General features: G+C 55.2%; 22 protein-coding genes. 15 read left to right on the top strand and 7 right to left on the bottom strand.

Going from position 1 to position 24,551, the window contains the following annotated elements:
- Positions 1-744, top strand: a 744-nt coding sequence (locus tag AB8B76_RS09365; protein ID WP_405271934.1) for a DUF6279 family lipoprotein, incomplete at its 5' end; no start/stop codon positions are given.
- A gap of 35 nt (positions 745-779) precedes the next feature.
- Here the strand turns inward: AB8B76_RS09365 and argA are convergent.
- The 3 genes from argA to AB8B76_RS09350 are packed head-to-tail and all read right to left on the bottom strand — an operon-like array spanning position 780 to position 4,113.
- Complete coding sequence (gene argA, locus AB8B76_RS09360) at positions 780-2,096, bottom strand: amino-acid N-acetyltransferase (protein WP_405271932.1); 1,317 nt, start codon at positions 2,094-2,096, stop codon at positions 780-782.
- 36 nt (positions 2,097-2,132) lie between these two features.
- Positions 2,133-3,410: an inorganic phosphate transporter gene (locus tag AB8B76_RS09355; RefSeq protein ID WP_405271930.1), complete on the bottom strand. Its 1,278-nt coding sequence runs from the start codon at positions 3,408-3,410 to the stop codon at positions 2,133-2,135.
- A 28-nt stretch (positions 3,411-3,438) separates the two neighbouring features.
- Entirely contained in the window at positions 3,439-4,113 is a 675-nt protein-coding gene (locus AB8B76_RS09350; protein ID WP_405271929.1) for a DUF47 family protein, read from the bottom strand.
- A 188-nt stretch (positions 4,114-4,301) separates the two neighbouring features.
- Between AB8B76_RS09350 and AB8B76_RS09345 the strand changes: the two genes are divergently transcribed.
- From AB8B76_RS09345 to AB8B76_RS09315, 7 genes are read left to right on the top strand one after another with little or no spacing between them, the layout of a single operon-like run.
- The gene (locus AB8B76_RS09345; protein WP_405271928.1) at positions 4,302-6,077 is read left to right on the top strand and encodes a GspE/PulE family protein; all 1,776 of its coding nucleotides are present in this window, start codon (positions 4,302-4,304) and stop codon (positions 6,075-6,077) included.
- A 4-nt stretch (positions 6,078-6,081) separates the two neighbouring features.
- A complete protein-coding gene (glnE, locus tag AB8B76_RS09340; RefSeq protein ID WP_405271926.1) occupies positions 6,082-9,030 on the top strand; it encodes a bifunctional [glutamate--ammonia ligase]-adenylyl-L-tyrosine phosphorylase/[glutamate--ammonia-ligase] adenylyltransferase in 2,949 nt (982 codons plus the stop codon).
- 25 nt (positions 9,031-9,055) lie between these two features.
- The gene (locus tag AB8B76_RS09335; protein WP_405271924.1) at positions 9,056-9,982 is read left to right on the top strand and encodes a branched-chain amino acid transaminase; all 927 of its coding nucleotides are present in this window, start codon (positions 9,056-9,058) and stop codon (positions 9,980-9,982) included.
- 48 nt (positions 9,983-10,030) lie between these two features.
- On the top strand, positions 10,031-10,888 hold the full coding sequence (locus tag AB8B76_RS09330) for an alpha/beta hydrolase (RefSeq protein WP_405271922.1): 858 nt from the start codon (positions 10,031-10,033) through the stop codon (positions 10,886-10,888).
- Positions 10,889-10,922: 34 nt separating this feature from the next.
- Complete coding sequence (rfbD, locus tag AB8B76_RS09325) at positions 10,923-11,816, top strand: dTDP-4-dehydrorhamnose reductase (RefSeq protein ID WP_405271921.1); 894 nt, start codon at positions 10,923-10,925, stop codon at positions 11,814-11,816.
- A complete protein-coding gene (gene rfbB, locus AB8B76_RS09320; RefSeq protein ID WP_405271920.1) occupies positions 11,809-12,873 on the top strand; it encodes a dTDP-glucose 4,6-dehydratase in 1,065 nt (354 codons plus the stop codon). Before rfbD ends, rfbB begins: the two co-directional genes overlap by 8 nt.
- 49 nt (positions 12,874-12,922) lie before the next feature.
- Positions 12,923-13,777 (top strand): aldose 1-epimerase, encoded by an 855-nt coding sequence (locus AB8B76_RS09315; RefSeq protein WP_405271919.1) that lies wholly within the window; start codon positions 12,923-12,925, stop codon positions 13,775-13,777.
- 46 nt (positions 13,778-13,823) lie between these two features.
- On the opposite strand, the gene rfbC is transcribed toward AB8B76_RS09315, so the two are convergent.
- Positions 13,824-14,372, bottom strand: a complete 549-nt coding sequence (rfbC, locus tag AB8B76_RS09310) for a dTDP-4-dehydrorhamnose 3,5-epimerase (RefSeq protein WP_405271918.1) — start codon at positions 14,370-14,372, stop codon at positions 13,824-13,826.
- The gene (gene rfbA / locus AB8B76_RS09305) at positions 14,362-15,267 is read right to left on the bottom strand and encodes a glucose-1-phosphate thymidylyltransferase RfbA (RefSeq protein WP_405271916.1); all 906 of its coding nucleotides are present in this window, start codon (positions 15,265-15,267) and stop codon (positions 14,362-14,364) included. The genes rfbC and rfbA overlap by 11 nt, the downstream gene beginning before the upstream one ends.
- 185 nt (positions 15,268-15,452) lie before the next feature.
- Here rfbA and AB8B76_RS09300 point away from each other — a divergent pair, with 185 nt between their 5' ends.
- The 3 genes from AB8B76_RS09300 to AB8B76_RS09290 are packed head-to-tail and all read left to right on the top strand — an operon-like array spanning position 15,453 to position 18,461.
- Positions 15,453-16,691 (top strand): glycosyltransferase family 4 protein, encoded by a 1,239-nt coding sequence (locus tag AB8B76_RS09300; RefSeq protein WP_405271914.1) that lies wholly within the window; start codon positions 15,453-15,455, stop codon positions 16,689-16,691.
- Positions 16,678-17,394 (top strand): class I SAM-dependent methyltransferase, encoded by a 717-nt coding sequence (locus tag AB8B76_RS09295; RefSeq protein WP_405271912.1) that lies wholly within the window; start codon positions 16,678-16,680, stop codon positions 17,392-17,394. The genes AB8B76_RS09300 and AB8B76_RS09295 overlap by 14 nt, the downstream gene beginning before the upstream one ends.
- Entirely contained in the window at positions 17,391-18,461 is a 1,071-nt protein-coding gene (locus tag AB8B76_RS09290; RefSeq protein ID WP_405271910.1) for a prenyltransferase, read from the top strand. Before AB8B76_RS09295 ends, AB8B76_RS09290 begins: the two co-directional genes overlap by 4 nt.
- A 10-nt stretch (positions 18,462-18,471) precedes the next feature.
- On the opposite strand, the gene AB8B76_RS09285 is transcribed toward AB8B76_RS09290, so the two are convergent.
- Entirely contained in the window at positions 18,472-19,098 is a 627-nt protein-coding gene (locus AB8B76_RS09285; protein ID WP_405271908.1) for a class I SAM-dependent methyltransferase, read from the bottom strand.
- 122 nt (positions 19,099-19,220) lie between these two features.
- Between AB8B76_RS09285 and waaA the strand changes: the two genes are divergently transcribed.
- Positions 19,221-20,501 (top strand): lipid IV(A) 3-deoxy-D-manno-octulosonic acid transferase, encoded by a 1,281-nt coding sequence (waaA, locus tag AB8B76_RS09280; protein ID WP_405271906.1) that lies wholly within the window; start codon positions 19,221-19,223, stop codon positions 20,499-20,501.
- Here waaA and AB8B76_RS09275 read toward each other — a convergent pair.
- The gene (locus AB8B76_RS09275) at positions 20,481-21,917 is read right to left on the bottom strand and encodes a TolC family outer membrane protein (RefSeq protein WP_405271904.1); all 1,437 of its coding nucleotides are present in this window, start codon (positions 21,915-21,917) and stop codon (positions 20,481-20,483) included. The two genes, waaA and AB8B76_RS09275, sit on opposite strands and share 21 nt — an antisense overlap.
- A gap of 316 nt (positions 21,918-22,233) precedes the next feature.
- Here AB8B76_RS09275 and AB8B76_RS09270 point away from each other — a divergent pair, with 316 nt between their 5' ends.
- The 3 genes from AB8B76_RS09270 to AB8B76_RS09260 form a co-directional block, all read left to right on the top strand.
- Positions 22,234-22,761 (top strand): DUF1249 domain-containing protein, encoded by a 528-nt coding sequence (locus AB8B76_RS09270; RefSeq protein ID WP_405271901.1) that lies wholly within the window; start codon positions 22,234-22,236, stop codon positions 22,759-22,761.
- A 13-nt stretch (positions 22,762-22,774) separates the two neighbouring features.
- Positions 22,775-23,611 (top strand): 3',5'-cyclic-AMP phosphodiesterase, encoded by an 837-nt coding sequence (gene cpdA, locus AB8B76_RS09265; protein ID WP_405271899.1) that lies wholly within the window; start codon positions 22,775-22,777, stop codon positions 23,609-23,611.
- 77 nt (positions 23,612-23,688) lie between these two features.
- Positions 23,689-24,551 (top strand): purine nucleoside permease (locus tag AB8B76_RS09260; RefSeq protein WP_405271898.1); only part of this gene is annotated, 863 nt, incomplete at its 3' end.

Genomic DNA, 24,551 nt, shown 5'->3' with positions numbered 1-24,551 from the left:
CGAAGCCAGTCGCAGGTTTTTGATGCTCAGCTCGAAGGGCTTCTCGAATGGCATCGACGGGAAGAGCTGCCGCGTTACGTGGAGTTCTTGAACACAATCGATGAAGACCTCAAAGCAGATCTCACCGTGGCCCAGCTTCAGGCTTATGCTGATCGAGCCGAGGAGGCATGGTGGCGTATTCGTGACCCCGCCCTCGAAGAGCTTCTTGCACTGGGTGAAGAGCTCAGCGATGAGCAGATCGAAGACTTCATTGCTGTGATGGCCAAAAAACAGAAAAAGTACGAAGGTAAGTATTTAGATCGCGACGATGACGAGATGCGTGAAGACGCTGCAGACAGTCTGGAAGAGACTCTTGAGGATTATCTTGGTCGCTTGAATGACGAGCAGTTGGAACGTCTTCGCGTTGCCGCGGGTGAACTGCGACGATCAGATCATGTCTGGCTGAGCGAGCGGAGCGCATGGACGGGCCAGCTTGCCCGAGAACTGGAGCGCCAGCCGGGATGGCAGGAGCGCGTGAGAGTAATTGTTCGCGACTGGGAGGAAAACCTGGATCCCGACGTTGAGGCTCTCTATGACCACAATACCGCCGTGGTGCAGTCAGCTGTTGTCGACGTGGTGAACAGCCGAACCGAAAAACAGAATAATCGCCTACAGAAAAAGATTGCGGATTTTCGAGAAGACTTTGAGCTTCTGGCGAGTGAGGTGACGGAACAGGAAAAAGACCTGCCCAAGGCGACGCTTTAGCATCCGTTATCGTGTCTCTTTGTTACAGACCCTGACTAGGCATCCAGTTTGAGTGTCTTAAAAAATACTTTCGAATTGCGCTGCAGATTGTAAAGGGCTTGGCGTGCAGGAGGCAGTTTGTCTCGCGAGTCTTCCTGAAAGCCCTGTTCCAGGAACCAATGCGCCGTCTGTGTGGTTAGCACAAAGACTTCTGTCAGCCCCTGAACCAACGCCTCTCTTTCAAGCTCCTGCAATAGTCGGCTAGCCCGTTGTTCTCCGCGATAGTCCGGGTGCGACACTATGCAGGCTAGTTCGGCGCTGTGGTGCTCTGCAAACGGATACAGCGCAGCGCAGGCAATGATGCGCCCGTCGCGTTCAAGAATTCGAAACTGCCCGATCTCGGATTCCAAAAGATCACGAGAACGCTTGAGCAATACGCCTGATTCTTCCAAAGGCGTGATGAGATCTAATACTCCGCCCACATCCTGAATGCTGGCCCAGCGAGACTGTTCATAAGGGCGGTTGGTGACCAAGGTGCCGCTTCCATCGGTGGTGAAGAGTTCGCCTAACAGAGCGTTCGGATCCTGAGAACTCACAATATGGCTGCGCGGCACCCCGGCAACACAAGCATCGCAGGCGATACGAAGCAGTCGCGCTTCTTCCTCATTGCTAGGCGTCGCGATCTCCTGCTGATCTACAGCGTATTGCTTGATCAAGGTGCCATTACTATCGTGAACGCCGGGGGTACTCCCAAGAATGATGAGCTTGTCCGCCTTTAGATCTCTCGCCGTACTAATGGCCACGTCGCCCAGACTCAAGTTAAACGCTTCTCCAGTGGGTGAGTAACCAATGGAAGAGAGGAGGACGAGGCTGCCGCTATCCAGAAGTGATGCCATACCCTCAACATCGACGCGTCTTACGCGGCCTGTCAGATGGTGATCGATACCGTCCACAACGCCTATAGGTTGAGCCATAACAAAATTGCCTGACGCTGCTCTTAACCTAGCGTCCTGCATGGGAGAGTTAGGCAGACTCAGGGACAACAAAGCTTCCAGCTCGATGCGTTGGGCGCCGATGACTTGCAGTATGTGCGGGAGAGTGTCGCTGTCGGTAATACGTTGGCCGCGGTGCAGGCTGCTGTCTATATCAAGCTCTTGCAAACGACGATCGATCTGGGGTCGGCTACCAAAGACCAGCACAAGCCGCACACCCAGACTGTTCAACAGTGCTACGTCATACAAGACTCTGGGTAAGGCGCCGCTTTCTTGCACAGCACCCGGGATAACGATGACAAAAGTCGAACCGCGATGCCGGTTTATGTAGGGCGCAGTGTTTCGAAACCAGGAAATGGGTGAGCTTTGTGGCTGGGACATTTGTACAGTTTACAGTTTGTAGCGAGCGTTGCAGGACTAGCCAAATACCCCGCGGAGCGTGAAGAAAAAGATAATCGCCAAAATGGCGCCTGCGGGAAGCGTAATTAGCCAGCTTAGGAAGATCGACCCGATGACGCGAAGGTCGATGGCGGCAATACCTCGCGCCAGACCCACGCCCAGCACAGCGCCCACAAGGGTGTGGGTGGTGGATATAGGCAAGCCCGTCGCAGAGGCGAAAACCACCGTAGAGGCAGCGGCGAGGGTAGCTGCAAAGCCCCGCGAGGGCGTCAGCTCGGTGATTTTGTTGCCTACGGTGGCGATAACTTTCCAACCGTAGGTGGTAAGGCCCGCGACGATGCCCAGAGCGCCGATCAACAGGATCCAGCCGGGCATGACGGCAGTGGCGTTTACCGCGCCACCGGATTGAACGATGCTGGTGATCGCGGCGAGAGGCCCAATGGCGTTTGCAACATCGTTGGAGCCATGAGCAAAAGCCATGGAGCAGGCCGTGAACATCATCAGCACGCCAAACACCCGCTCAACACTGGCAAAACGGTTGTCTTCATTGGCTTCAAAGGGGATTCTGCGCAGCAACATAGCACCAAATACCGCTACCACCAGTCCTACGCCAAACGATAGTGGCACGGCGTTAGCAAATTTTGATCCCAGTCCGAAATCCAGCTCCATCCCCAAATGCTTCAGGCCTTTCAGCAGCGTCACCATGGAGATCATGAAGCCCACGATCCACATGTAGACCGGGATAAGCCGTTTGGCCCGCAGGAACGGGTCATCGTTATCCAGAATGAGCAGCTTTACGCTCATAAACAGCGCGAAGGAGAGGGTTCCTGCAAGCACCGGCGAGATCACCCAGCTCATGGCAATGGTGCCGACCTGGCTCCAATTCACTGACTCAACAGAAATTCCGACGGCAGCAAAGCCGACAATCGCGCCTACGATCGAGTGCGTAGTGGAAACGGGCCAGCCTCGAACGCTGGCAATGAGCAGCCAGGTGCCGGCGGCGAACAGCGCCGACATCATGCCGTAAACCAAAAGTTCGGGAGATCCCTCCAGCAAGCTGGGATCAATAATGCCCTTGCGAATCGTTTCGGTGACTTCGCCGCCAGCGAGATAGGCGCCCAGGAATTCGAAAACAATCGCGATCATGATTGCCTGGCGAATAGTGAGTGCACCGGAACCCACGGAGGTTCCCATGGCATTGGCTACGTCATTCGCACCAATACCCCAGGCCATGAAGAATCCGGCGATACAGGCAAGACCCAGAAATTGGGGGCCGTAGGCAGCAATAATTTCCAAGATCGAATATCCGTCGCGTCAGTTCTGACTAGCGTGCCAAAAGGAGTTCAAGTTGCTCACCCACTTCCCCACAGGCGTCAGCCAATTGAGCTAGCGCGGTGGCGATCTGGTAGTAAAAAACTGCATCAAGGACCGGGAAACTATCCTCAGTCTTACCGAGCTGGCGAACGAGGCGCTGCTGCTGTGCATCACAACGGCGCACCTGTCTCTCCAGAGATCCCAGCATCTTTTCCATGATTTTCCGCTCGCGCTGTCCGAAGCCCTCGGTAATCAGCTCATCAAGCTCCCGGATTGCGGTAAGTGCCTGACCGGCTGTTGCCGCAAGAAGGCTGCAGTGCTTGTCGAGGATGGTTTGCAGCTGCTTGGGGAACTGCATGCCTCGAAGTGCTACCGGCCTGGCAATTTCTCGCACACACACGGTGATGCGGTTCTGTATATCCAGCAGCTCCAGGAGGTCGGGGCGAGGCATCGCAAGAAGGAGTCCCCGGGGTAGCTGCTGACGAATCTCTCTGCGTAGCTTGCGCGCGTCAGAGGTGGTGCTATCGATCACGCTGTGGATCTCGGCAACGCGATTCCAGTCCTGGTCTGCGCTGGCAGCCAATAGTTCGCATAGCAACTGCACGGTTTCCTGCGCGAGCTGCATGTGCTCTTGTATTGGCTGGATCGGAGATCTGCCAAATAGCTTGCCCAAAGGACTTGTCATGCAAGTGCCATCTCTGGTCTCGGGAAGTCGCGGAGTATAGAGCCTGTTTGCGCCATCTGTCTTGTCCCGAATGATGAAATTTACCCTTACTATTAATACGGCTTTATTGCCGTGAAGTCGAGGGTCAAAGTGCCGGGCTGTGGTAGCATGCCTGAGCGCCATTAGCCGTGAAAACAGGGGTTTTTCGCATGCTTAAGCCGGAAAATAGTGAGCCCGTAGAAGGTTTACTTACGCTTAAGGCCTTACTTGAGGGTTTGCTTACAGACGGCCGCATAGCGGCGGGTGATCTCCGTCGCCTGCAAGGTCTGTCTCCGGGGGCTATTCATCCTCTGATTTTTCTTGCCGAGCAGAAGCTCAAAGATCTGGAAAACCCTGATCAGGTGCTGGATATGACGGCGTTGCTCAGCTGGTTGAGCGAGCGTTGTGGGCAAGCAATCGTCGAAATTGACCCTCTCAAGGTCAATGTGGCCGAAGTCTCTGAAGTGATGTCGCGAGCCTTTGCTGAACGTCATCGCATTCTCGCGGTTGCGGTAACGGACGATGAGGTCGTTATTGCCAGCGCCGAGCCGTATCAGCGCGCATGGCAGTCGAATCTTGAGCAGGTTCTTCGCAAACAAATTCGGCGGGTGCTTACAGATCCCCGGGACCTAGTGCGCTACACCGCCGAGTTTTACACCATGGCGGGATCCGTGCGCGGTGCGAGGGCCGCTGGTAAAGGCAGTGCGACGGGCAATATTGGGAATTTGGAGCAGATGCTTGAGCTGGGTTCCATGCGCGAGCCCGACGCGAACGACCAACATATTGTCAGTATCGTGGATTGGCTCCTTCAATACGCTTTTGAGCAGCGTGCCAGTGATATTCACGTTGAGCCCCGGCGAAATGTGGGGAATGTCCGATTTAGAATCGATGGCGTTCTCAATACCGTGTACGAGCTGCCTGAACAGGTCTGTGCCGCGGTTACCAGTCGAATCAAAATTCTTGGACGCATGGATGTCGCCGAAAAGCGTCGCCCGCAGGATGGGCGTCTAAAGACTCGCAGTCCCGGCGGCACCGAAGTCGAACTCCGATTGTCCACACTACCCACCGCTTTTGGTGAGAAACTGGTCATGCGTATCTTCGATCCGGAGGTACTGCAAAAAAGTTTTGAAGCTCTGGGATTGGCTGATGATGACCTTGCCCGCTGGCATGCCATGACCGGTACGGGTAACGGCATTGTGCTGGTTACGGGTCCCACCGGGTCGGGTAAGACCACAACCCTGTACTCAACACTGCGTCAGCTTGCTACCTCGTCAGTGAATGTATGCACCATCGAAGATCCTATCGAGATGGTAGAGGGCGCGTTCAATCAAATGCAGGTGAATCACGGTATTGATCTGGATTTCTCCACGGGCGTGCGAACGCTCATGCGCCAGGATCCTGACATTATTATGATCGGTGAGATTCGAGATCTCGAGACCGCGAATATGGCGATTCAGGCGGCGCTCACGGGTCACCTGGTGTTATCCACCTTGCACACCAATGACTCTCCCAGTTCCGTCTCTCGGCTTCTAGAGCTTGGTGCTCCCGCCTATCTTGTAAAGGCGACGCTCCGGGGGATTATGTCCCAGCGGCTTGTGCGTATTCTCTGCGACGACTGTAAGCGCGCCAAACCCACGGACGTACAGGGTTGGCGAGAGCTTGTTCAGCCGTTTGACATTCCTCCACCGGCTGAAATTTACGAAGCCGTAGGCTGTAAAACCTGCCGTGACACGGGGTATCGGGGCCGACGGGGTATCTATGAGGTGCTGGTTAACAGCCCTGCGGTTCAGGGAGAGATCGTTAAGGACATTAACACTGCTCGCCTTAGAGATATTGCTTTCAGCGAGGGGATGCAGTCCTTACGCGTGAGCGGCGCTGCTCGCGTTGCCCGCGGTGAAACCACCGTGGAAGAGGTACTGCGGGTTGCGCCTGCAATAAGTCAGTAAGCCTATGAATCAGTTAGCGAAGTTACCGGAGATTCTAAGAGCTCCGGTGGAGATGGCATGGGCGGAAATTCTTGAGGCCGCGGGGACCGCCGAGCGTCGAGCTTTGGAGTCACTTCTGGAGCGGGTGGGATTTGCCGAGCAGTTGAACACCGTACTTGCCGGGTCTCGCTACGTTGCGGAGAGTCTGCGCAGGAGGCCTTGGCTACTCGTGCAAATGGCAACTGCCGGGCATCTCGAAGCACCACTACGTGAAGGCGCCTTGGAGTCCGAGTTGGCTGAGCTTCTTGTTCGAAGCGATGAAGACGCGGCTGTCGTGTTCAGACGCTTCCGGCAGCGCCAAATGCTGCGCATTATCTGGCGGGACCTCAACCGGCTAGCCCCCACTCTTGAAACTACGCGGGATGTGTCCTGGCTGGCCGATGCCTGTATATCGCTGGGTCTGAAGCATTGCGCGACGGAGCTTGAAGCCAAATATGGCCAACCACGGGGCAGCCAGAGTGGTGAGCATCAGGAGTTAGTGGTTCTGGCGATGGGCAAACTTGGCGCCCACGAGCTCAACCTGTCATCCGACATAGACCTAATCTTTACCTATCCTGAGGGCGGAAGTACCGACGGCGAGCCCCGCTCGATCAGCAATGAAGAGTTCTTTACCCGCGTGGGTCGCGCACTGATCGCACTTTTAGACCCGGTGACTGCAGAGGGTTTTGTGTTTCGGGTGGACATGCGTTTAAGACCTTACGGCGAAAGCGGTTCGCTGGTGCAAAGCTTTGCTGCCCTGGAGGCCTACTATCAGGAGCAGGGGAGAGACTGGGAGCGTTATGCGCTGATCAAGGCGCGACCGGTCACGGGAAGCGTTGTCCATAGGCGGGAACTCATGAATTGCCTGCAGCCTTTTGTTTATCGCCGCTACGTGGACTACAGCGCAATCGAAAGCCTACGATCCATGAAGCAGTTGATAGTAGCTGAGGTACGCCGTCGGGGGTTGCAGAGCAACGTAAAGCTCGGGAGCGGTGGCATTCGGGAGATAGAATTTATCGCCCAGTGTTTTCAGCTTGTCCGCGGTGGGCGTGATACGTCGCTGCAGCGTCGGGAGTTATCCCCTGTACTTGTTGAGTGCGCGGAGCTAGGTTGTTTGCCCGAGCCCGTAGCGAAGGAGCTGCAGGCTGCTTACCTGTTCCTCCGTGATGTCGAGCATGGCATACAGGCCTGGGATGATCGCCAGACACAAGAACTCCCTGAAGATGCAACGGCCCGAGCGGCCCTTGCGCATTGCATGGGATTCCCGGACTACGAAGTTTTTTTGAGCGAGCTGCAGAGGCACCGCAAAGGCGTCGCCGGACACTTTGCTGCCCTGATTGCTGAGGATGAAGACTCTTCGCCAGCTCCTGAGAGCGAAAGTTTGTGGAGCGCTAATTGTGACCCTAAACAGTTAACGAGCCTGGGATTCAAAGACGCCGAGCGTCTTGCGGAATTACTGCGCGGGTTGTTTGAGTCCCGGCTTACCCAGACTCTACAAGCAGAAGGTCGGGAGCGTCTTGATCGTTTTATGCCGCTCCTGTTGGAAGCCTGTGCTGAATGCGAGCACCCGGATCTGGCCCTGGAGCGCGCCCTTCCTTTGGTGAGTTCCGTAGCACGGCGCAGCGCCTATTTGCTTCTACTTATTGAAAATCCGCCAGCGCTTGCCGACCTGGCTACCCTTTGTGGCGCCAGCCCCTGGATTGCGGAGCAGTTGGTCACACGCCCCGCACTGTTGGACGAGCTGCTGGATCGCGGGAGCCTTTACACAGCGCCGGAGCGCGAGGTGCTGCAGTCCGAACTGCGCCAACAGCTTGCTCGGCTGACGGTGGACGATCTTGAAGGCCACATGGATGCGCTTCGTTACTTTAAGGCGTCGCAGGTGCTCCGCGTGGCGGCGAGTGAGCTGTCCGGGCGTCTCCCTCTAATGAAAGTGAGTGACAAGCTCAGTTTTATTGCCGAGGTATGTCTTGAGCAGGTCCTCGCTCTGGCCTGGGCGCAACTTTCTATGCGCTACGGCGAACCTGCACGAGAAGGGACGGGGCGTGGGTTTGTCGTTCTGGCTTACGGCAAGCTGGGTGGTATCGAATTGAGCTATGCCTCTGATTTGGACCTGGTGTTCATTTACGATGCCAGCAGTGGCGGCTACACCGACGGCGACCGAGCCATCGACAACGCGACCTTTTACATGCGCCTCGGCCAGAAGATGATTCATATCCTTGAAACGCGCATGGGGCTTGGTCAGTTGTATGAGATTGACATGCGTCTTCGTCCTTCGGGCGCATCGGGCATGTTGGTCTCCACCCTCGCTGCATTTGAGCAGTACCAGCAAAATGAGGCCTGGACCTGGGAGCATCAAGCCCTTGTTCGTGCGCGACCCGTCGCGGGCGACGAAGCGCTGGCTCACAAAGTCGAGGGCTTGCGCCGCTCAATTCTTTGTGAAGCTCGCGATAGGAGTGCTCTAGCTCGGGAAGTTGTGACCATGCGCGAGAAGATGCGCAAACATGCCCAGGTTGGTGCTCAAGACACAGAACTGGATCTCAAGCAGGGTTTCGGCGGTATCGTGGATATCGAATTTGTGGTGCAATACGCTGTTCTTGCCTGGGCGTCACAAGAACCAAGCTTGGCTGATTGGTCGGACAACGTCCGAATCCTGGAAGCGCTAGCGTTCAGCGGCTATTTGCAGAAGGAACAATGTCAGGCTCTGGTTCAGGCCTATCTCGAATTGCGCAGTGCTACGCACCAGTTGGCACTGCAGCAGCAATCGCGAAGTTTGCCGGCAACGCAGTTTGCGACGGAGCGAAGTGCAGTACAGCTTGCCTGGGAGTCGCTTTTCGCGGATGTAGTTGCGGATGTGGTTGCTGATAAAGAAGGCATAGATACGAAACCGGCAGACGATGAGGATATTCTCGGATCTGCAGGCAAACATAAAGAATAGACAAAAGAGAGTTTAGGAGAAGAACATGAATTTTGCGGAACGCGAGGGCACTATCTGGCTCGACGGGGAGATGGTTCCCTGGGGCGAGGCCAAGGTGCACGTGCTGACGCATACACTGCATTACGGTTTGGGCGTTTTTGAAGGCGTGCGCGCTTACAAGACACCGGATCGAGGCAGCTGCATTTTTAAGCTGAATGAACACACCGACCGCCTCTTTAATTCGGCCAAGATTCTCACGATGGATATGCCTTATGACAAGGAAACCCTGAATGAGGCTCAGCGCGCGGTGGTACGAGCTAACGATCTGGAAGAAGCCTATCTGCGGCCCATGTGCTTTTATGGCTCTGAAGGTATGGGTTTGCGTGCCGACGGGCTGAAAACTCATGTGATGGTCGCTGCCTGGGAATGGCCTTCCTATATGGATCCTGAGGCCGTGGCGCGGGGTATAAAAGTGCGGACGTCTTCCTACACTCGTCACCACGTCAACATCACCATGTGCAAAGCGAAGGCCAACGGCAACTACATCAATTCCATGCTTGCTCTGCGCGAGGCTTTGGATTCGGGTGCTGAAGAGGCGCTCCTTCTGGACAATGAGGGCTACGTAGCTGAAGGCAGCGGCGAGAACGTCTTTATTGTGCGTCGAGGAAAGATCCATACACCCGAGCTCACATCCTGTTTGGATGGAATCACCCGGGCAACGATCTTTGCTTTTGCGAAAGAGCTGGGATTAGAAATTGTCGAACGACGTATTACTCGCGACGAAGTGTATGTTGCGGACGAGGCGTTCTTCACCGGCACAGCCGCAGAAGTCGTGCCTATCAGAATGCTAGATGGACGGGAGATAGGGAGCGGCAGCCGTGGACCTATCACCGAGCAGATGCAGTCAATGTACTTTGACGCAGTTCGCGGGAATCGACCCCAAAACGCGGAGTGGTTAACCCCCGTTGCCTGATCGGCCCTTCGAAAGGCCACTGGCTCATCACCAATAAGAGATAGAACCATGAGCGAACATACAGAGCTTGCAGTACAGGAGCTAGGCTTGGAAGGCGGCGACGCCAACGGTGTCTTTTATCGCAGATGGGATGTGGAATCTCCTCGTGCGGTCGCACTCATTGTTCATGGTCTCGGGGAACATAGCGGTCGTTATCAACATGTTGCCGAGGCCTTGGCTGCGCGTAAGATCGCCAGCTTCGCTCCCGACCATCCGGGGCACGGCAAGACGCCAGGGCATCGCTGCTTTATCAACAAGTTTGAAGACTTTTATCCGGCGCTTGATGCCCTGCGCGAAAAGATAGCTGCTGACTACCCAGATGTCCCCTGCTTCATTATTGGTCACAGCATGGGTGGTCTGATTGCCGGAAACTACCTTATTGGCCGACAGTCACAGTTTGCCGGTGCCGCTTTTTCCGGTGCGGCATTTGAGGTTCCTGAGCCTCCCAGTGGTTTTGCGATTTTTCTTAACAAGGTTTTGGCGTCGATTGTGCCAAAGCTTGGCGCTTTGCAATTGGATGCCAGCGAGGTCAGTCGGGATGCGGAGGTTGTGCGACGCTACCAGGAGGATCCTTTGGTACATAGCGGCAAGATTACGGCTCGCCTGTTGGTTGAGCTGTTTTCCGCCATGGAGAACCTCCAAAAACGCCGTGGTGAGGTGACGCTTCCGGTGCTGGTTATGCACGGAGAAGGCGATGTTATGGCTGCCGTGAGCGGATCTCAGAACTTCTTTGACAGCGTAGGTAGCGAAGATAAGACTCTGCGTTTGTATCCGGGTTTGTACCACGAGATTTTTAATGAGCCAGAGCAAGTTCAAGTGCTTGGGGAGCTGGGTGATTGGATGGATGCCCATATCGCCGCGGCCTAAGCCATGACTCTAGTTGGCAGCATTGGCGAACGAGATGAGTGAAGGTTCGTTGACCAAGGTTTTAGTAACCGGCGCAGGGGGGCAGCTTGGCTCTGCGCTTAGCGCCACGGCGCCCTCCTCGATTAAGGTTTGTGCTCTCACCCGAGCCGACTGTGATATCTGCAATCGTGCCGCCGTAGGTTCGGTATTGGATGCCGAAGCTCCGCAGCTCCTTATCAATGCAGCCGCCTACACTGCTGTGGATCGTGCAGAAGAAGACTCCGCGGCTGCCTTTGCAGCGAATGCCGAAGCCCCGCTGGTATTGGCAGAAGCCTGTGCTGAGCGTGGTATCCGCCTGTTCCATGTCTCCACCGACTTTGTGTTTGATGGCTTAAGTAGCTCTCCTTATCCGACAGATGCCACTACAGCACCACTGGGTGTGTATGGCGAAAGTAAGCAGGCGGGCGAGGAAGCTGTCCTGCATTCTCGCGCCGATGCTTTGGTCTTGCGAACCGGTTGGGTGTATTCCCATGACGGTCAGAACTTTATGCGGACCATGCTGCGACTTCATGACTCTCTTGATGAAATCAGTGTCGTTTCGGATCAGGTAGGAACACCGACGGACGCCTACTCTCTAGCCAATGCACTGTGGGCTGCCGCAGAGCGCCCTGAGTTAAACGGGATCTATCACTGGAGTGATGCGGGTGTTTGTAGCTGGTACGATTTTGCACTGGCGATAGGTGAAGAGGCGTTCGCGCTTGGCTTACTGTTGAAGGTTGCAGGGGTAAATCCTATTCGCACTGTGGACTACCCAACCCCAGCGGCTCGTCCTGCTTATAGTGTGCTGGACAAAACACGTAGTTGGCAGGATTTTGCCATATCACCGGCTCACTGGCGCAGCCAACTCCGTGCTGTACTTTCACGATTAAAGGAGGCCGACCATGGCTAACACTCTATTAGTGACGGGAGCGGCGGGATTTATCGGCTCCAACTTCGTTCACTATTGGTTGGGTGCACACCCGGATGATCGCGTCATTGCCTACGATGCACTTACCTACGCGGGGAACAGAGCTAATCTTGCGAGCATAGAAGCCCAGGACAACTTCAGCTTTGTCCACGCGGATATTTGCGATGAAGATCGAGTGACTCAGTTGATGCGCGATGAAGCGGTAGATACCGTTGTGCACTTCGCTGCGGAGAGTCACGTCGACCGTTCCATTAGCGGTCCCGATGCATTCATTGAGACAAACATTATTGGAACCCATAGTCTTTTAAAGGCAGCCCGAAAAGTCTGGTTAGATGGGGACGGAAAACCCCATCGTTTCCATCATGTGTCCACGGACGAAGTCTATGGCTCTCTTGCACCGGACGCTCCGGGCTTTTTTGAAGCCCAGCAGTACCAGCCCAACTCGCCTTATTCTGCGAGTAAAGCGGCGTCAGACCATCTTGTACGGGCCTATCTGCACACCTATGGCTTGCAGGTCAGCACGAGCAATTGCTCAAACAACTATGGGCCTTTCCATTTTCCCGAAAAGTTGGTGCCTCTTTGCCTGACCAATATTCTGCGGGGGAGGGAGTTACCGGTATACGGCGATGGCACAAATATCCGAGATTGGCTTTACGTTGAGGATCACTGCCGCGGCATTGAGCTTGTCTTGGGTAAAGGCGAGGTAGGTGAGTGCTACAACATTGGCGGCAACAACGAGTGGAACAATCTGGCGATTGTGAATCTCTTGTGCGAGCGCCTGGACGCAAGGTTTGCAGCAGACCCAAGCTTGCGAGAGAACTATCCCGACGCTCCCCAAAGCCGCGGTGAATCTGCCGATAGTCTCATTCGATTTGTCACTGATCGTGCGGGACACGATTGGCGCTATGCTATTGATGCGAGCCGGATCATGAACGAGCTCGGTTATGCGCCTGCAGAGACCTTCGAAACGGGTATCGAACGCACCATTGATTGGTATCTAGCAAACGAAGCCTGGTGGCGGCCTCTGGTTCAGGCTTAGTTACATAAAGGAGCATCCAAAATCTGACGGCCGCACTGGAGCTCTGTGCTTGGAGCATGGGGATATACGGATAGAGATTGCCCCGGAAAATGGTGCGGCGCTTCTGTCCCTGCAGTCGTTACATGCAGGACATTGGCGCGACTGGCTTGTCGACAGCGCTCTTGCATCGAGCATAAGCACGCCACCGTGTTTTCCTCTTATGCCGTTTGCCAACCGCATTGCTGACGGCAGGCTGAAGTCCTCTCCTGAAGTGTTGCCAGCCAATCGCCCAGACGTGTCTGTTCACCCCATTCACGGCTATGCCTGGCAGAAGCCCTGGTCGGTGGACCGCCAGGAAGTGGATTCCGTTGAGCTCAGCTATGACGGTGGTGATGACTCCTGGCCGTGGCGATACCGTGCTTCACTTAGCTTTATGCTTGCGCCCAAAGAACTGCGGATTCTTATGAAGCTCAAACATCTTGGAGCGGGTTTAATGCCCGCTGGTTTTGGCTTACATCCCGCCTTTCCCACTGACGGTTTGCTTGCCGTTAAGGCCACGACGAAGGCGTTCTTACCCGTTGATGATCGATGTTTGCCGATTGCTTATATGGCTGGTGCTACGGAATGCACTGAACTGGCTAAGGGGCATTTGCCCAAGCCAGGTATTGATAGTGATTTTGATGGTTGGCAAAACAGCCTGCGCATGGAGTGGCGGGATCGGAGTCTGCTGCTGTCTTCGGAGCCGGTGTTTACGGCACTGCATGTGTTCAGGCCCAAAGACAAACCGCTGCTGTGTTTAGAACCGGTAAGCCATGTAACCGGGGCGATGGCCGTAGATTCTTTGCCTGAGATCCCAGTCCCGCAGATGTTGGGCACTAACGAAGCTCTCGAAGGTAAGCTCGTTTTTCAGCTCATAGACCACTAAGTGTCCCGTGACGCTCCGTCATCGGGGTGCCGTGGGCTTTCGCCTTCTAGGGAAGCCGCGGTGCGTCCGCAAACGCCAAGCCTGTTTGGTCCTTGGCCGAAAGCGACGGGGATTTACCGTCGACCAGAGGCCAATCGATGCCAAGGCTTGGATCATCCCAGGCTATGCTGACTTCGTTGCTCGGGTCGTATTTGTCCGTGCACTTGTATTGGAAGTCGGCGTACTCAGAAGTTACATAGAAACCGTGGGCAAAGCCTGGGGGTACCCAAAGCATTTGCTGGCTTGTGGCATCAAGAGTGACGCCATACCACTGCCCCAGCGTCGGTGAGTCTCTGCGAAGATCCACGGCGACGTCATACACGCTGCCTGCGGTGACGCGGACAAGTTTTCCCTGAGTATGGGTGGTTTGGTAGTGTAGTCCCCGCAGAATGCCCTGTGCAGAGCGACTGTGGTTGTCCTGAACAAAGTTCAGGTCGAACCCAGCGTCCCGAAAAGCTTCGGCGTTCCAGCTTTCCATAAAGAACCCGCGTTCGTCGCCATACACTGTAGGCGTTAGCAGATACACCCCGGGAAGACTGGTCGCTTCAAATTGCATTGCGAACTGCTCCCTCTTCGCGAAGCAGGCCCATGAGATATTCACCGTAGCCGCTCTTGATCAGAGGCGCTGCGAGCTCCTGAAGACCATTAGCGTCGATGTAACCCATGCGGTAAGCCACTTCTTCGGGGCAGGCGATCTTTAGTCCCTGGCGCTCTTCTACAACGCGAATAAAATTGGCGGCATCCAGAAGAGAGTTATGGGTTCCCGTGTCCAGCCAAGCTGTACCCCGACTCATAACCTCGACATGGAGATCCCCGCGCTTGAGATAGGCGAGATTCACGTCGGTGATTTCGAGTTCACCTCGAGGAGAAGGCTTTATATTTTTAGCGATATCTACGACGTCATTGTCGTAAAAGTACAGGCCGGTGACTGCATAGTGAGAGCGAGGATTGGCGGGCTTCTCTTCGATATTGCTGGCCACGCCATCACTGTCAAAATCCACAACGCCATAACGTTCGGGATCGTTCACATAATAGGCAAACACTGACGCGCCACTTTTTCGCTCGGCGGCGTGTCGCAGGCTTTTAGAAAAGCCATCGCCGTAAAAAATGTTGTCGCCCAGGACCAGGCTGACCGGGCTGTCACCGACGAAATCCTCACCAAGGATAAAAGCCTGAGCGAGGCCATCTGGACTGGGCTGAACGGCATAGGTGATGTTGATTCCCCACTGCTCACCGCCTCCAAGAAGATCGGCAAAAGCTCTTTGATCCCGTGGCGTGGTGATTATCAGTACATCGCGAATACCCGCCTCCATCAGAGTAGCCAGGGGGTAATAGATCATTGGCTTGTCATAAACCGGCATGAGCTGCTTGCTCACCGTGCTGGTAAGGGGGTGAAGTCGCGTGCCTGAACCGCCGGCAAGAATGATGCCCTTATATGCCGTGTCACTCATGAGCTTACGTCCATGGATTGATGATAGGACATCAGTATATCGCCGCAGCTTGGGGCCTGTCGTGTAGCGGACGGTGCTTCGGGTCAGCTTTTACCCAAGGCTGGGACTTGAATCACAGCTTGTACCAAGACCTGCGGTGTATACAATGCGCGGCTGCCCACTAAACATCATCCCCTCGGAGTTCCATGTCGGGACCTTTGCACATTGCCCTGCTTGGCTATCGCAGTCAGCCCCATGGTGGGGGCCAAGGTATTTACCTTCATTACCTGAGCAAGGCTCTGGTTGAGGCAGGCCATGAGGTGGATGTCATTTCGGGGCCGCCCTACCCGGAACTCGACCCTCGCGTGCGATTGATTCATATCCCCAGTCTGGATTTGTTTACCCACGGCTTGGGTTCTCTTCGGCCACGCCACCTGCTTTCGCTGAGCGATATGATTGAGTGGCTGAGTAAGTTAACGGGTGGGTTTGCGGAGCCTTATACCTTCGGTCGCCGGGTACGGAAGTATCTGCATAAAGAGGGTCGTCACTACGATCTCATCCATGACAATCAAAGCCTGAGTTACGGGGTGCTTAAGCTCCAGAAAGAGGGCTTTCCGCTGGTTACCACGGTCCATCACCCAATAACCCACGATTTGCGAATTGCGCTTCGTGCAGCCAGAAGCTGGCACGAGCGACTGCTGGTGCGCCGCTGGCACTCGTTCCTGACCATGCAGGGAAAAGTGGTGCGCCGTTTGCGCCATGTGATTACGGTGTCAGAGCAGTCGCGTCAGGACATTGCTACGGATTTCGGATTGCCCGCCGATCAGATAGATCTGGTCTACAACGGTATCGATACGGCGGTGTTTCGCCCTCACGCGGAAATACAGCGCCGTAGCAATCGTCTCATGGCCACTGCTTCGGCAGATGCACCGCTGAAGGGACTGCGTTACTTGCTAAAAGCCTATGCAGCTCTCCTTGAGCCTTATCCCGATCTGGAGTTACTGGTCGTGGGCCGGCCACAGCCGGGTGGAAAAACAGAACAGTTACTGGATCGGCTGCGCATTCGTGATCGCGTTCGGTTTATCTCCGGTATCAGCACCGGAGAGATGGTGCGCCATTACGCCGAAGCTACCTTGGCGGTCATACCTTCGATTTATGAGGGCTTTGGTTTACCCGCCGGAGAAGCCATGGCTTGTGGTGTGCCCGTAGTGTCGACCGATGGTGGTGCCCTCCCTGAGATTGTTGCTGACGCCGGGGTGATCGTGCCCAATGCTGACGACACAGCTCTGGCGAAAGCGATCGCGAAGCTTTTGGATAACGAAGCGGAGCGAGCGCGTTTGGCTGCGGCGGGGCGAGAGCGCATCCTCGATACCTTTAGCTGGACTGTGTGTGGTGAAGAGATGGTGCGCTATTACCGAGGGGTGATTGCTGATGCAAACGCTTGATCGCAATTACTTCCCTATGCAGCCGGGGCAGCGAGTTCTGGATCTGGGCTGCGGTGAAGGGAGGCATGTGATTGCCGCCTGCGCCCTTGATGGTGTGGATGCCGTGGGCGTCGATTTATCACTCAAAGACCTGGCGACCGCGCGGGAACGCATGGCGGAGTTTCGTGATGCTGCTTCAGAAGATTCCGCGCTGTTTTTGCTTCTAGCCGGAGACGCTCTGAAGCTACCTTTTGCAGATGCGAGTTTCGATGCCGTGATCTGCAGCGAAGTGCTGGAGCACATTCCCGACTACCGAAGCGCATTAGCTGAGATTTCTCGGGTACTGAAGCCCGGCGGGCGATTTTGTGCGAGCGTTCCGCGGGCATGGTGCGAACGCATCTGCTGGAGCCTTTCTCGCGATTATCACCAGGTGTTAGGCGGTCATTTACGTATTTTTGATAAGGCTGATCTCTGCACCGAGATTGAAAAACAAGGCTTCAACGTTTATTACGAACATGGGGCTCATGCGTTACACAGCATTTACTGGTGGTTGCAGTGTTTGTTCTGGAAGTCGCGAGAGAGCAACTGGCTGGTGCGCCAATATCATCGCTTGTTGGTCTGGGATATGATGAGCCAACCTGCATTTACGCGTGTGCTTGAGCGCATGCTTAACCCCGTTCTTGGTAAAAGCGTCGTTATGTATTTTCGCAAGGGCAGCGAGTGAGCGGCCCCTACTTCACTACCGGACTATTTCCCCGGGACTTTCTCGCGCCGACCATCGCATCGATCCGCGATGCTCAGTTACCGAATGGGGAAATTCCCTGGTCACCCGGCAACTATGCTGATCCCTGGGATCACGTGGAAGCGGCCATGGGTCTGTCTATTGGCGGAGAATGGAAGGCAGCAGAGCGTGCCTACCGTTGGCTGGCAGAGCAGCAGCTGAGTGACGGCAGTTGGTGGGCAGCGTATAGAAACGGCGTACCCGATAATCGCGAGCGGCGAGAGACAAACTTTGTTGCCTATGTCGCTACGGGTGTTTGGCATCACTACCTGATTAGCGAAAACCGCGATTTTCTGTCAGCGCTCTGGCCGGTGGTTTATAAAGCCATGAGCTTTGTTATGTCCTTACAGTCAGAGCACGGAGACATAGACTGGGCCGTGGACGAAGATGGCACGCCACGTTCTGATGCTTTGGTCACTGGGTGCAGCTCGATCTACAAAAGCCTCGAGTGCGCGCACAACATTGCGGTCACTCTGGGTGAAGAGCGTCCCGAGCTGCTCCAGAGCCGGAGCGCCCTCGGTGATGCCTTGCGCAATCGGCCCCAGCGTTTCGATCGCACCTGGGAGAGCAAGTCCCGCTATTCTATGGATTGGTTTTATCCCGTGCTGACCGGCGTAATCAGTGGCGCAGCAGCCAAGGAGCGTCTTGCTGCGCGGTGGGATGAGTTTGTGGAAGACGGTATGGGCTGTCGTTGCGTGGTCGAGGAACCCTGGGTGACCGTCGCAGAGTCCTGCGAACTCGTGATGGCCCTCCTTGCTGCAGGAGAGCATGCTCGCGCGGTCGAGCTATACAGCTGGCTGCACCAGTGGCGCAGCGACACCGGCGATTACTGGACGGGTTATCAGTTTGCAGAAGACCTGTTGTGGCCCGATGAGCGGCCCACCTGGACGGCGGGCGCTGTACTGCTCGCTGCCGATGCACTGACTCAGCACACAGCAGCGGCGAACATTTTTACTCGCGTCGAGCTTCTCGATTCCGCCGCTACACCTTTATCCCGGCGCGCGACCTAGACCTAGACCTCTACAGCCGCTCTAACACCCTCAGGCTGTCTACCGACATGACTTCTTTGAACAGTCCTGACGCCATAGCCAGGCGATACACCGTAATGGGAGCCTGACCTCCTGCCTCGGAACCCGGGTACACGTCGTGGATCGTCAGCAGCCCCTTTTGAGCGATAAAACCTGCCCAGCTCCGATAATCAATTAATGCGGCATCGAGACTGTGGCCGCCATCGATAAAGACCAGCCCCAGCTCGCCCTGCCAAGCCCGTGCAAACTGGGCAGAACTGCTCAAAACGGGTATGACGCTATCATCGAGATCAGCCGCACGAATGGTTTTGCGAAAGCTCGCGAGGGTGCTGAAAGCGCCGGTATCGTCAACTAACTGCGGATCATGGAACATCTCTCCGGGCTGATGCTCTTCGGAGCCCCGATGATGGTCTACCGCAAACAGTGTGCTACCCGTTGCCTTGCAGCCAAGCCCCAGATAAACCGACGATTTGCCGCAGTAGCTGCCTATTTCTACAGCTATAGCGCCTTGCGCTAAGGTACTTGCGCAGCGGAATAAGGCCTCTCCTTCCGCATGGGAAAGAAAGCCCTTAACGTCGTCTATGTCGATAGGCAGGATCAGTTCGATGGGTTTAGACACAGTTGCGCACTCTGTTTTACCGGGGCGCTGACACTACCGATAGCGGCTGCTGGTCGCAAGCTGTGGTCGCCGCTGACTTTGATCGTTATGCTGCAGCTGTTCTTTGAGTCTGAGCAACCGCTGTGAGTCGCATTGCCTACAGTACGCTGTTTATCGTGCTGCAACCTTTCATTCTGTTGCGCATGATTCTGCGTTCCCGTCGTGCTCCCGCCTATCGGGAGCGGCTCGCAGAGCGTTTTGGTTTTTTTGAACCGCCGGTAGACGACAGACCCGGGATTTGGATCCATGCGGTGTCGCTTGGAGAGACCCTCGCCGCGGGACCTCTCGTAGAGCGAATTCTCAATGAGTATCCCGATCATCGTGTGATCGTTACCACCACCACGCCCACGGGGTCCGCACAGGTTCGTCGCTTGTTCGGGGACAGGGTTTTTCATGTCTATGCACCCTGGGACACGCCCGGCGCCGTTAAGCGTTTTCTAAAGCGTACCCGGCCGCGGTTACTGGTTTTGATGGAAACCGAGCTGTGGCCTAATCTCCTCCACTACAGCCAACGTTCAGGCTGTCGGATACTGCTTGCGAATGCCCGGCTGTCTGCCAGGTCTGCCGCCGGCTACGCAAAGGTGGCGGGCATCACTCGGGACATGCTCGATGCTCTTGACTGGGTGGGTGTGCAAAATACTGCGGATGCAGATCGGTTCATGCAGCTGGGCATGGAGGCGGCGCGTCTTAAGGTCACTGGCAGTGTGAAGTTTGATATTCGCTTTGATGAAGACACTCGCGCGCGTATTGGAGACCTTCGCGAACAGTGGGGGTTGTCTGAGCGGTTTGCGATTATTTTTGCCAGTACTCACGAGGGTGAGGATGAGTTGGCGTTGTCCGCTTTCGCTGCTTTTCGCAAACTTAGGAGCAGTGCGCTGCTGCTATTGGCGCCACGACACCCAGAGCGATTCGAGGCGGTCTACGAGCTTTGTAAAAGCGATGGGCTGAGGGTGTCTCGTCGATCCCGGTCTGAGGCCGTCGATCACAGTACAGATCTGGTTTTGCTGGATTCTCTTGGCGAGCTTTCAGCACTGTTTGGTGTCGCAGACCTTGGAGTAATCGGCGGTAGTTTTATTGAGCGGGGCGGACATAATCCTCTTGAGGCCGCGGCATGGGGTATGCCGATACTGTGCGGGCCTTCCATGTTCAATTTTGAAGACATTACTGCGCGGCTTTCACAAGCAGGCGCCCTTCAGCGTTGCGCCGATGAGTCAGAGCTTGTCGCGCAATTTGAGCTTCTATCCGAAGATGACAACGAAAAACGCCGCCGGGGTACGGCGGCGCTCGAAGTCCTTAAAAGCAATCAAGGCGCGCTGGACGCCTTGTTTCAGGGCCTACAAGACTTACTTGGGCGCCATTCCTGAACTGGTGGGCGCCGCTGCTGCTTCGAGATAGCTATCAAGATTTATAACGTCCTCGGGGCTTAGGAGGCCCGCCTGCTCCTTCAGTAGCAGCGTGTTGACGATATAGTCATAGCGACTGTTGGCGTAATCACGGAGCGCACCAAATAGCGTGTTCTGCGCATTCAGCACATCCACGATGTTTCGAGTGCCTACTTCATAGCCCGCTTGGGTCGCATCCAAAGCGCTCTTGGACGACAGAATGCTCTGCTTTCGCGCGGCAACTCGAGCCACATCGTTCACTACAGTCATGTGTAGAGACCGGGCATCGGTGACGGTTTGTCGCGTCAGATTAATGCGCTGCTCCCGCGCCTGATTAAACAGCTGCGCTGCACGACGGCGTTCTGCGCTTATTGCTCCGCCGGTGTAGAGGGGCATAGAGAGCTCTACACCCCATACCGTCTGGTCCCGTTCAGAATTTGGCGGGAAGTTAAAAATACCGGCCGGATCCTGAAAACGCGTACCGTCAGTCTCAGATTCTAGATACTGCGCCGAACCACTGATCGTTGGCGCGTGAGCCAGTCGCCGAGCTTTGGCGTTTTGTCGGGCCGCTTCTTCAGCGTATTGGGAGGCCTTTAGATTAAAGTTGTTCGCCAGAGCGAACTCAACCCATGCACTGCGGTCCGCAGGCTCGGGCTTGTTTACGTCAAAGGACTCGACCAGAACGTCCAGTGTGTCGTGTCGTTTGCCTGTAAGGACGCTGAGGTTCTCAAGAGCAACAGCAACGGAGTTCTCGTCAGAAATTCGGTCTACCTGAGAAAGATCATAAGCAGCCTGAGATTCGTAGACGTCGGTGATAGCGATGAGGCCCACTTCAAAGCGTTGCTGATTCTGCTCGAGCTGACGGCCAAATGCTTCTTCTCGGGCGACGGAGGCGCGAAGATTGTCTTGAGCTCGCAACACAGCCAGGTAGGCCTGAACTACACGAACAATCAAATTTTGCTGATTCGCGGCGAACGTCGCTTCGACCTGCTTTGATAGCTCCTTTCCAGACTGAAAAGAGAACCAGGCAGGTAGATTGAAAATCGCTTGCTGAAGGGATACTTGATACGTGTCGGTATCCACATCGGTGTTGTCAAAGGTATTACCAATGATGGGCGCGCCGGTAGGGTCAAACCCGATAATCCCCGGACTGGTGGTATCCGTATCCGAGTTTTGAGTACCTGCGGTAGCGGTCACCTGAGGTAGCAGTACCGATAGCGCAGCATTCTCGTCTTCCAGGCCTGCCATGTACTGAGCTTGCTGAGCTTTGAGCGTAGCGTCGTTTTCGAGCGCCAGTTCGTAGATATCACGCAGTGACTCTGCGCTTGCAGAGGCAGAAGCCACTGCTGATGCAACCAGAGTCAGAGAGGCGAGGAGGACCTTGCCGGGGACATACATAATGAAATCCTTGGGTATGCGGAATTAGAGCCGCGCAAATGTTACCAGTAATGTCGACTGCTTCGCAGTGCTGAATAGTCACGAAAGCTAAGCTAGTCAGGGTTACAATCTTAGGTGGTACACTCGATTCAAGACTATACGGATGTACGCGACCCATCGCGTTATACGTGCATTTGATCGATTTTCTTTATCGACATGTGCTCTGTTGCAAAGGAATACGTGTAATCCTTGGGTATTGGTTCAGGCCGTGGCATTGATTTGGCATTGGTTCGGCATTGAATTAGTACCGAAATTACGTCGGGGGAAAGTACAAGCAGTGATAAAAGGCTCTTACAAAGTCGATTTGCGTGCATTGCATGCCCTTTGCGAGGCTAATTACGCCCGTTTGTTGCGTTTGTTCTCGGATTACGAGAGCTGCAACAGCAAACGTTTCTCTGTAGACGGCGCCCAGGTGCACATTGAGATTCTGGAGCGAAGTCGTTACACCACGCTTTTTTGTCTGAAGAGCTACCGAAGTGCAGCTATGGGAAGTGCAGTTATGGGTAGTGCAGTTATGGGTAGTGCAGCTGCGGACAGCGAGCAGACCACAGATCCGAGCACCAACTGGTTAGCCCCTCTTGTTATGGAGGCTCGCGCCTATCATGACGCTGGAATGATTGAAGTGGTGCGATTTCAAACCGCTGGAAAGACCCAGGGTCGGTATACCTACCCTAATCCGTCCATGCACCAGCAGGACGAAAAGAACCAACAAAACCGATTTCTCGCGGACTGGTTGTCGCACTGCCTGCACTACGGACAGGCAGATGTTGCTGGTCTTCTAAAGCCCGGGGCAGAACACGCCTAGGGGCGATTTTTTCATGAGTGATATCCCAAACAGTGTCTGTCAACTGAGTGTGCGCAGCGAAACCGTTCGCGTTGTGCAGCTCACCGACACTCACTTAAAGGCGCACGATGGCGGGAAGTTACTCGGTCTGGATACCGACTACTCGTTGCAGGCTGTGATTGATCTGGTAAAGAGGGAATACCCCGATCCCGATTTTATCCTTGGAACGGGCGATCTCGCGGACTCGGGAGCAGGCGATGCCTACAAGCGGCTCATAGGCTATTTTGACCAAATCACGACGGAGCACTTTTGGATTCCAGGTAATCATGATCTCCGCGATGTGATGGTCGATGTTGGCGGTGCCAAGCGCCTTCCAGGCGAAATTCGCGTCGGCGCGTGGCAGATTGTGATGCTTGATTCGCAGCTGCCCGGCGAAGTGGGTGGCCACTTGGGTCGTCCCGAGCTTCAACGCCTCGAGGAATGCCTCAAGTCTAGCTCCGAAGCGGGCTTACACACCTTGATATGCATGCATCACCAGCCGGTTCCTGTGGGTTGTGATTGGTTGGATGAGCAGAAAGTGTCAGATGCGGACTCATTTTTTGAGATTTTGGCGCGCTACCCCCATGTTCGGGCAGTACTGTGGGGCCATGTGCATCAAGCGCTGGATCAGAAGTGTGATGATCTGCGCCTCCTTTGTACCCCCTCAACCTGTGTGCAATTTCTTCCGCAGCAAGTGGACTTTGCCGTAGACACTCAGGCTCCCGGGTTTCGTTGGCTGGAACTGAACCCCGATGGCACGATTCTTACCGACGTGTCTCGCGCAGAATCACAAATCTTCCCCGTCGACAGAGAGGCTTCCGGTTACCTCTGAGCCGTGATGGCGGCCTTGGCATCTCAAGGTTAAACCGCATAACCTGTACCCAAGTTCTCTCTAGTTGGTGTTTCGCCATGCCCGCGGTCTTTCGCAATTTCTCATGCGCCCTCCTGGGTTTTTTTGCTATTGCTGGCCTGTTGATCGCACAGACTAGTGGCGCAGAAGAGGCCCCTATCGAAATACGCGTTGCCGTTCTGGTGAACTTCGAAGTCGGTCAAGACATGGGGGATGCCCCTGGCGAATTTCAGGCCTGGCGTGAACGCGGGCTGGGCAATCAGCCTTTGGACGAATGCTTTGATCTGCCCTACAGCACCCACGCTGCCTGCGTGGATCGCGACCGAGGTTTGTTGGTCACCTTTACGGGCCTGACTCAGGATCGAGCCGCGGCCAGTGTCATGGCCCTGGGTCTGGACGAGCGTTTCGACTTCTCTCACAGCTATTGGATCATTGGCGGCATTGCTGGCATCGACCCGGCAGATGGCACCCTGGGTTCTGCGGTGTGGGGTAACTACGTGGTTAATGGCGACTGGGCTCATGAGATAGATGCGCGGGAGATGCCAAAGGATTGGAAGACCGGTTACTTTCCCTTTATGACGGGCGAGCCCTATCCACTACCGCGGGCCGACGACACCGGCAAGGTCTTTGCACTGAATCAAAATCTGGCCGCTTGGGCATACGAGCAGAGCGCGCAGGTCGAGTTGTTTGATAACACCGCAGCCCAGGATTTGCGGGCAGAGTACAAAGGCTACCCTGCGGCTCTTGGTACACCAAAAATTATGCGCGGCGACAATCTCTCGGCCAGCACCTTCTGGCACGGAAAATATCTCAATGAATGGGCCAACGACTGGGTAGGCTACTGGACCGAAGGCGATGGCGAGTTTGTTACTACCGCTGTGGAAGATAGCGGCATTCTTGAAGCTCTTCGCTTTCTGGATGG

Origin of the sequence: Congregibacter sp. (assembly GCF_045107095.1) — a bacterium.
Lineage (GTDB): Bacteria > Pseudomonadota > Gammaproteobacteria > Pseudomonadales > Halieaceae > Congregibacter.
Note: the sequence above shows the minus strand (reverse complement) of the source record. Positions and strands in the feature narration are given on the sequence as shown.

Excerpts from the sequence above, each read along its gene's own strand:
- argA (WP_405271932.1), bottom strand. The coding sequence starts at position 2,096 with ATGTCCCAGCCACAAAGCTCACCCATTTCCTGGTTTCGAAACACTGCG.
- AB8B76_RS09350 (WP_405271929.1), bottom strand. The coding sequence starts at position 4,113 with ATGACAAGTCCTTTGGGCAAGCTATTTGGCAGATCTCCGATCCAGCCA.
- AB8B76_RS09345 (WP_405271928.1), top strand. The coding sequence starts at position 4,302 with ATGCTTAAGCCGGAAAATAGTGAGCCCGTAGAAGGTTTACTTACGCTT.
- glnE (WP_405271926.1), top strand. The coding sequence starts at position 6,082 with ATGAATCAGTTAGCGAAGTTACCGGAGATTCTAAGAGCTCCGGTGGAG.
- AB8B76_RS09335 (WP_405271924.1), top strand. The coding sequence starts at position 9,056 with ATGAATTTTGCGGAACGCGAGGGCACTATCTGGCTCGACGGGGAGATG.
- AB8B76_RS09330 (WP_405271922.1), top strand. The coding sequence starts at position 10,031 with ATGAGCGAACATACAGAGCTTGCAGTACAGGAGCTAGGCTTGGAAGGC.
- rfbD (WP_405271921.1), top strand. The coding sequence starts at position 10,923 with ATGAGTGAAGGTTCGTTGACCAAGGTTTTAGTAACCGGCGCAGGGGGG.
- rfbB (WP_405271920.1), top strand. The coding sequence starts at position 11,809 with ATGGCTAACACTCTATTAGTGACGGGAGCGGCGGGATTTATCGGCTCC.
- rfbC (WP_405271918.1), bottom strand. The coding sequence starts at position 14,372 with ATGCAATTTGAAGCGACCAGTCTTCCCGGGGTGTATCTGCTAACGCCT.
- rfbA (WP_405271916.1), bottom strand. The coding sequence starts at position 15,267 with ATGAGTGACACGGCATATAAGGGCATCATTCTTGCCGGCGGTTCAGGC.
- AB8B76_RS09300 (WP_405271914.1), top strand. The coding sequence starts at position 15,453 with ATGTCGGGACCTTTGCACATTGCCCTGCTTGGCTATCGCAGTCAGCCC.
- AB8B76_RS09295 (WP_405271912.1), top strand. The coding sequence starts at position 16,678 with ATGCAAACGCTTGATCGCAATTACTTCCCTATGCAGCCGGGGCAGCGA.
- AB8B76_RS09275 (WP_405271904.1), bottom strand. The coding sequence starts at position 21,917 with ATGTATGTCCCCGGCAAGGTCCTCCTCGCCTCTCTGACTCTGGTTGCA.
- cpdA (WP_405271899.1), top strand. The coding sequence starts at position 22,775 with ATGAGTGATATCCCAAACAGTGTCTGTCAACTGAGTGTGCGCAGCGAA.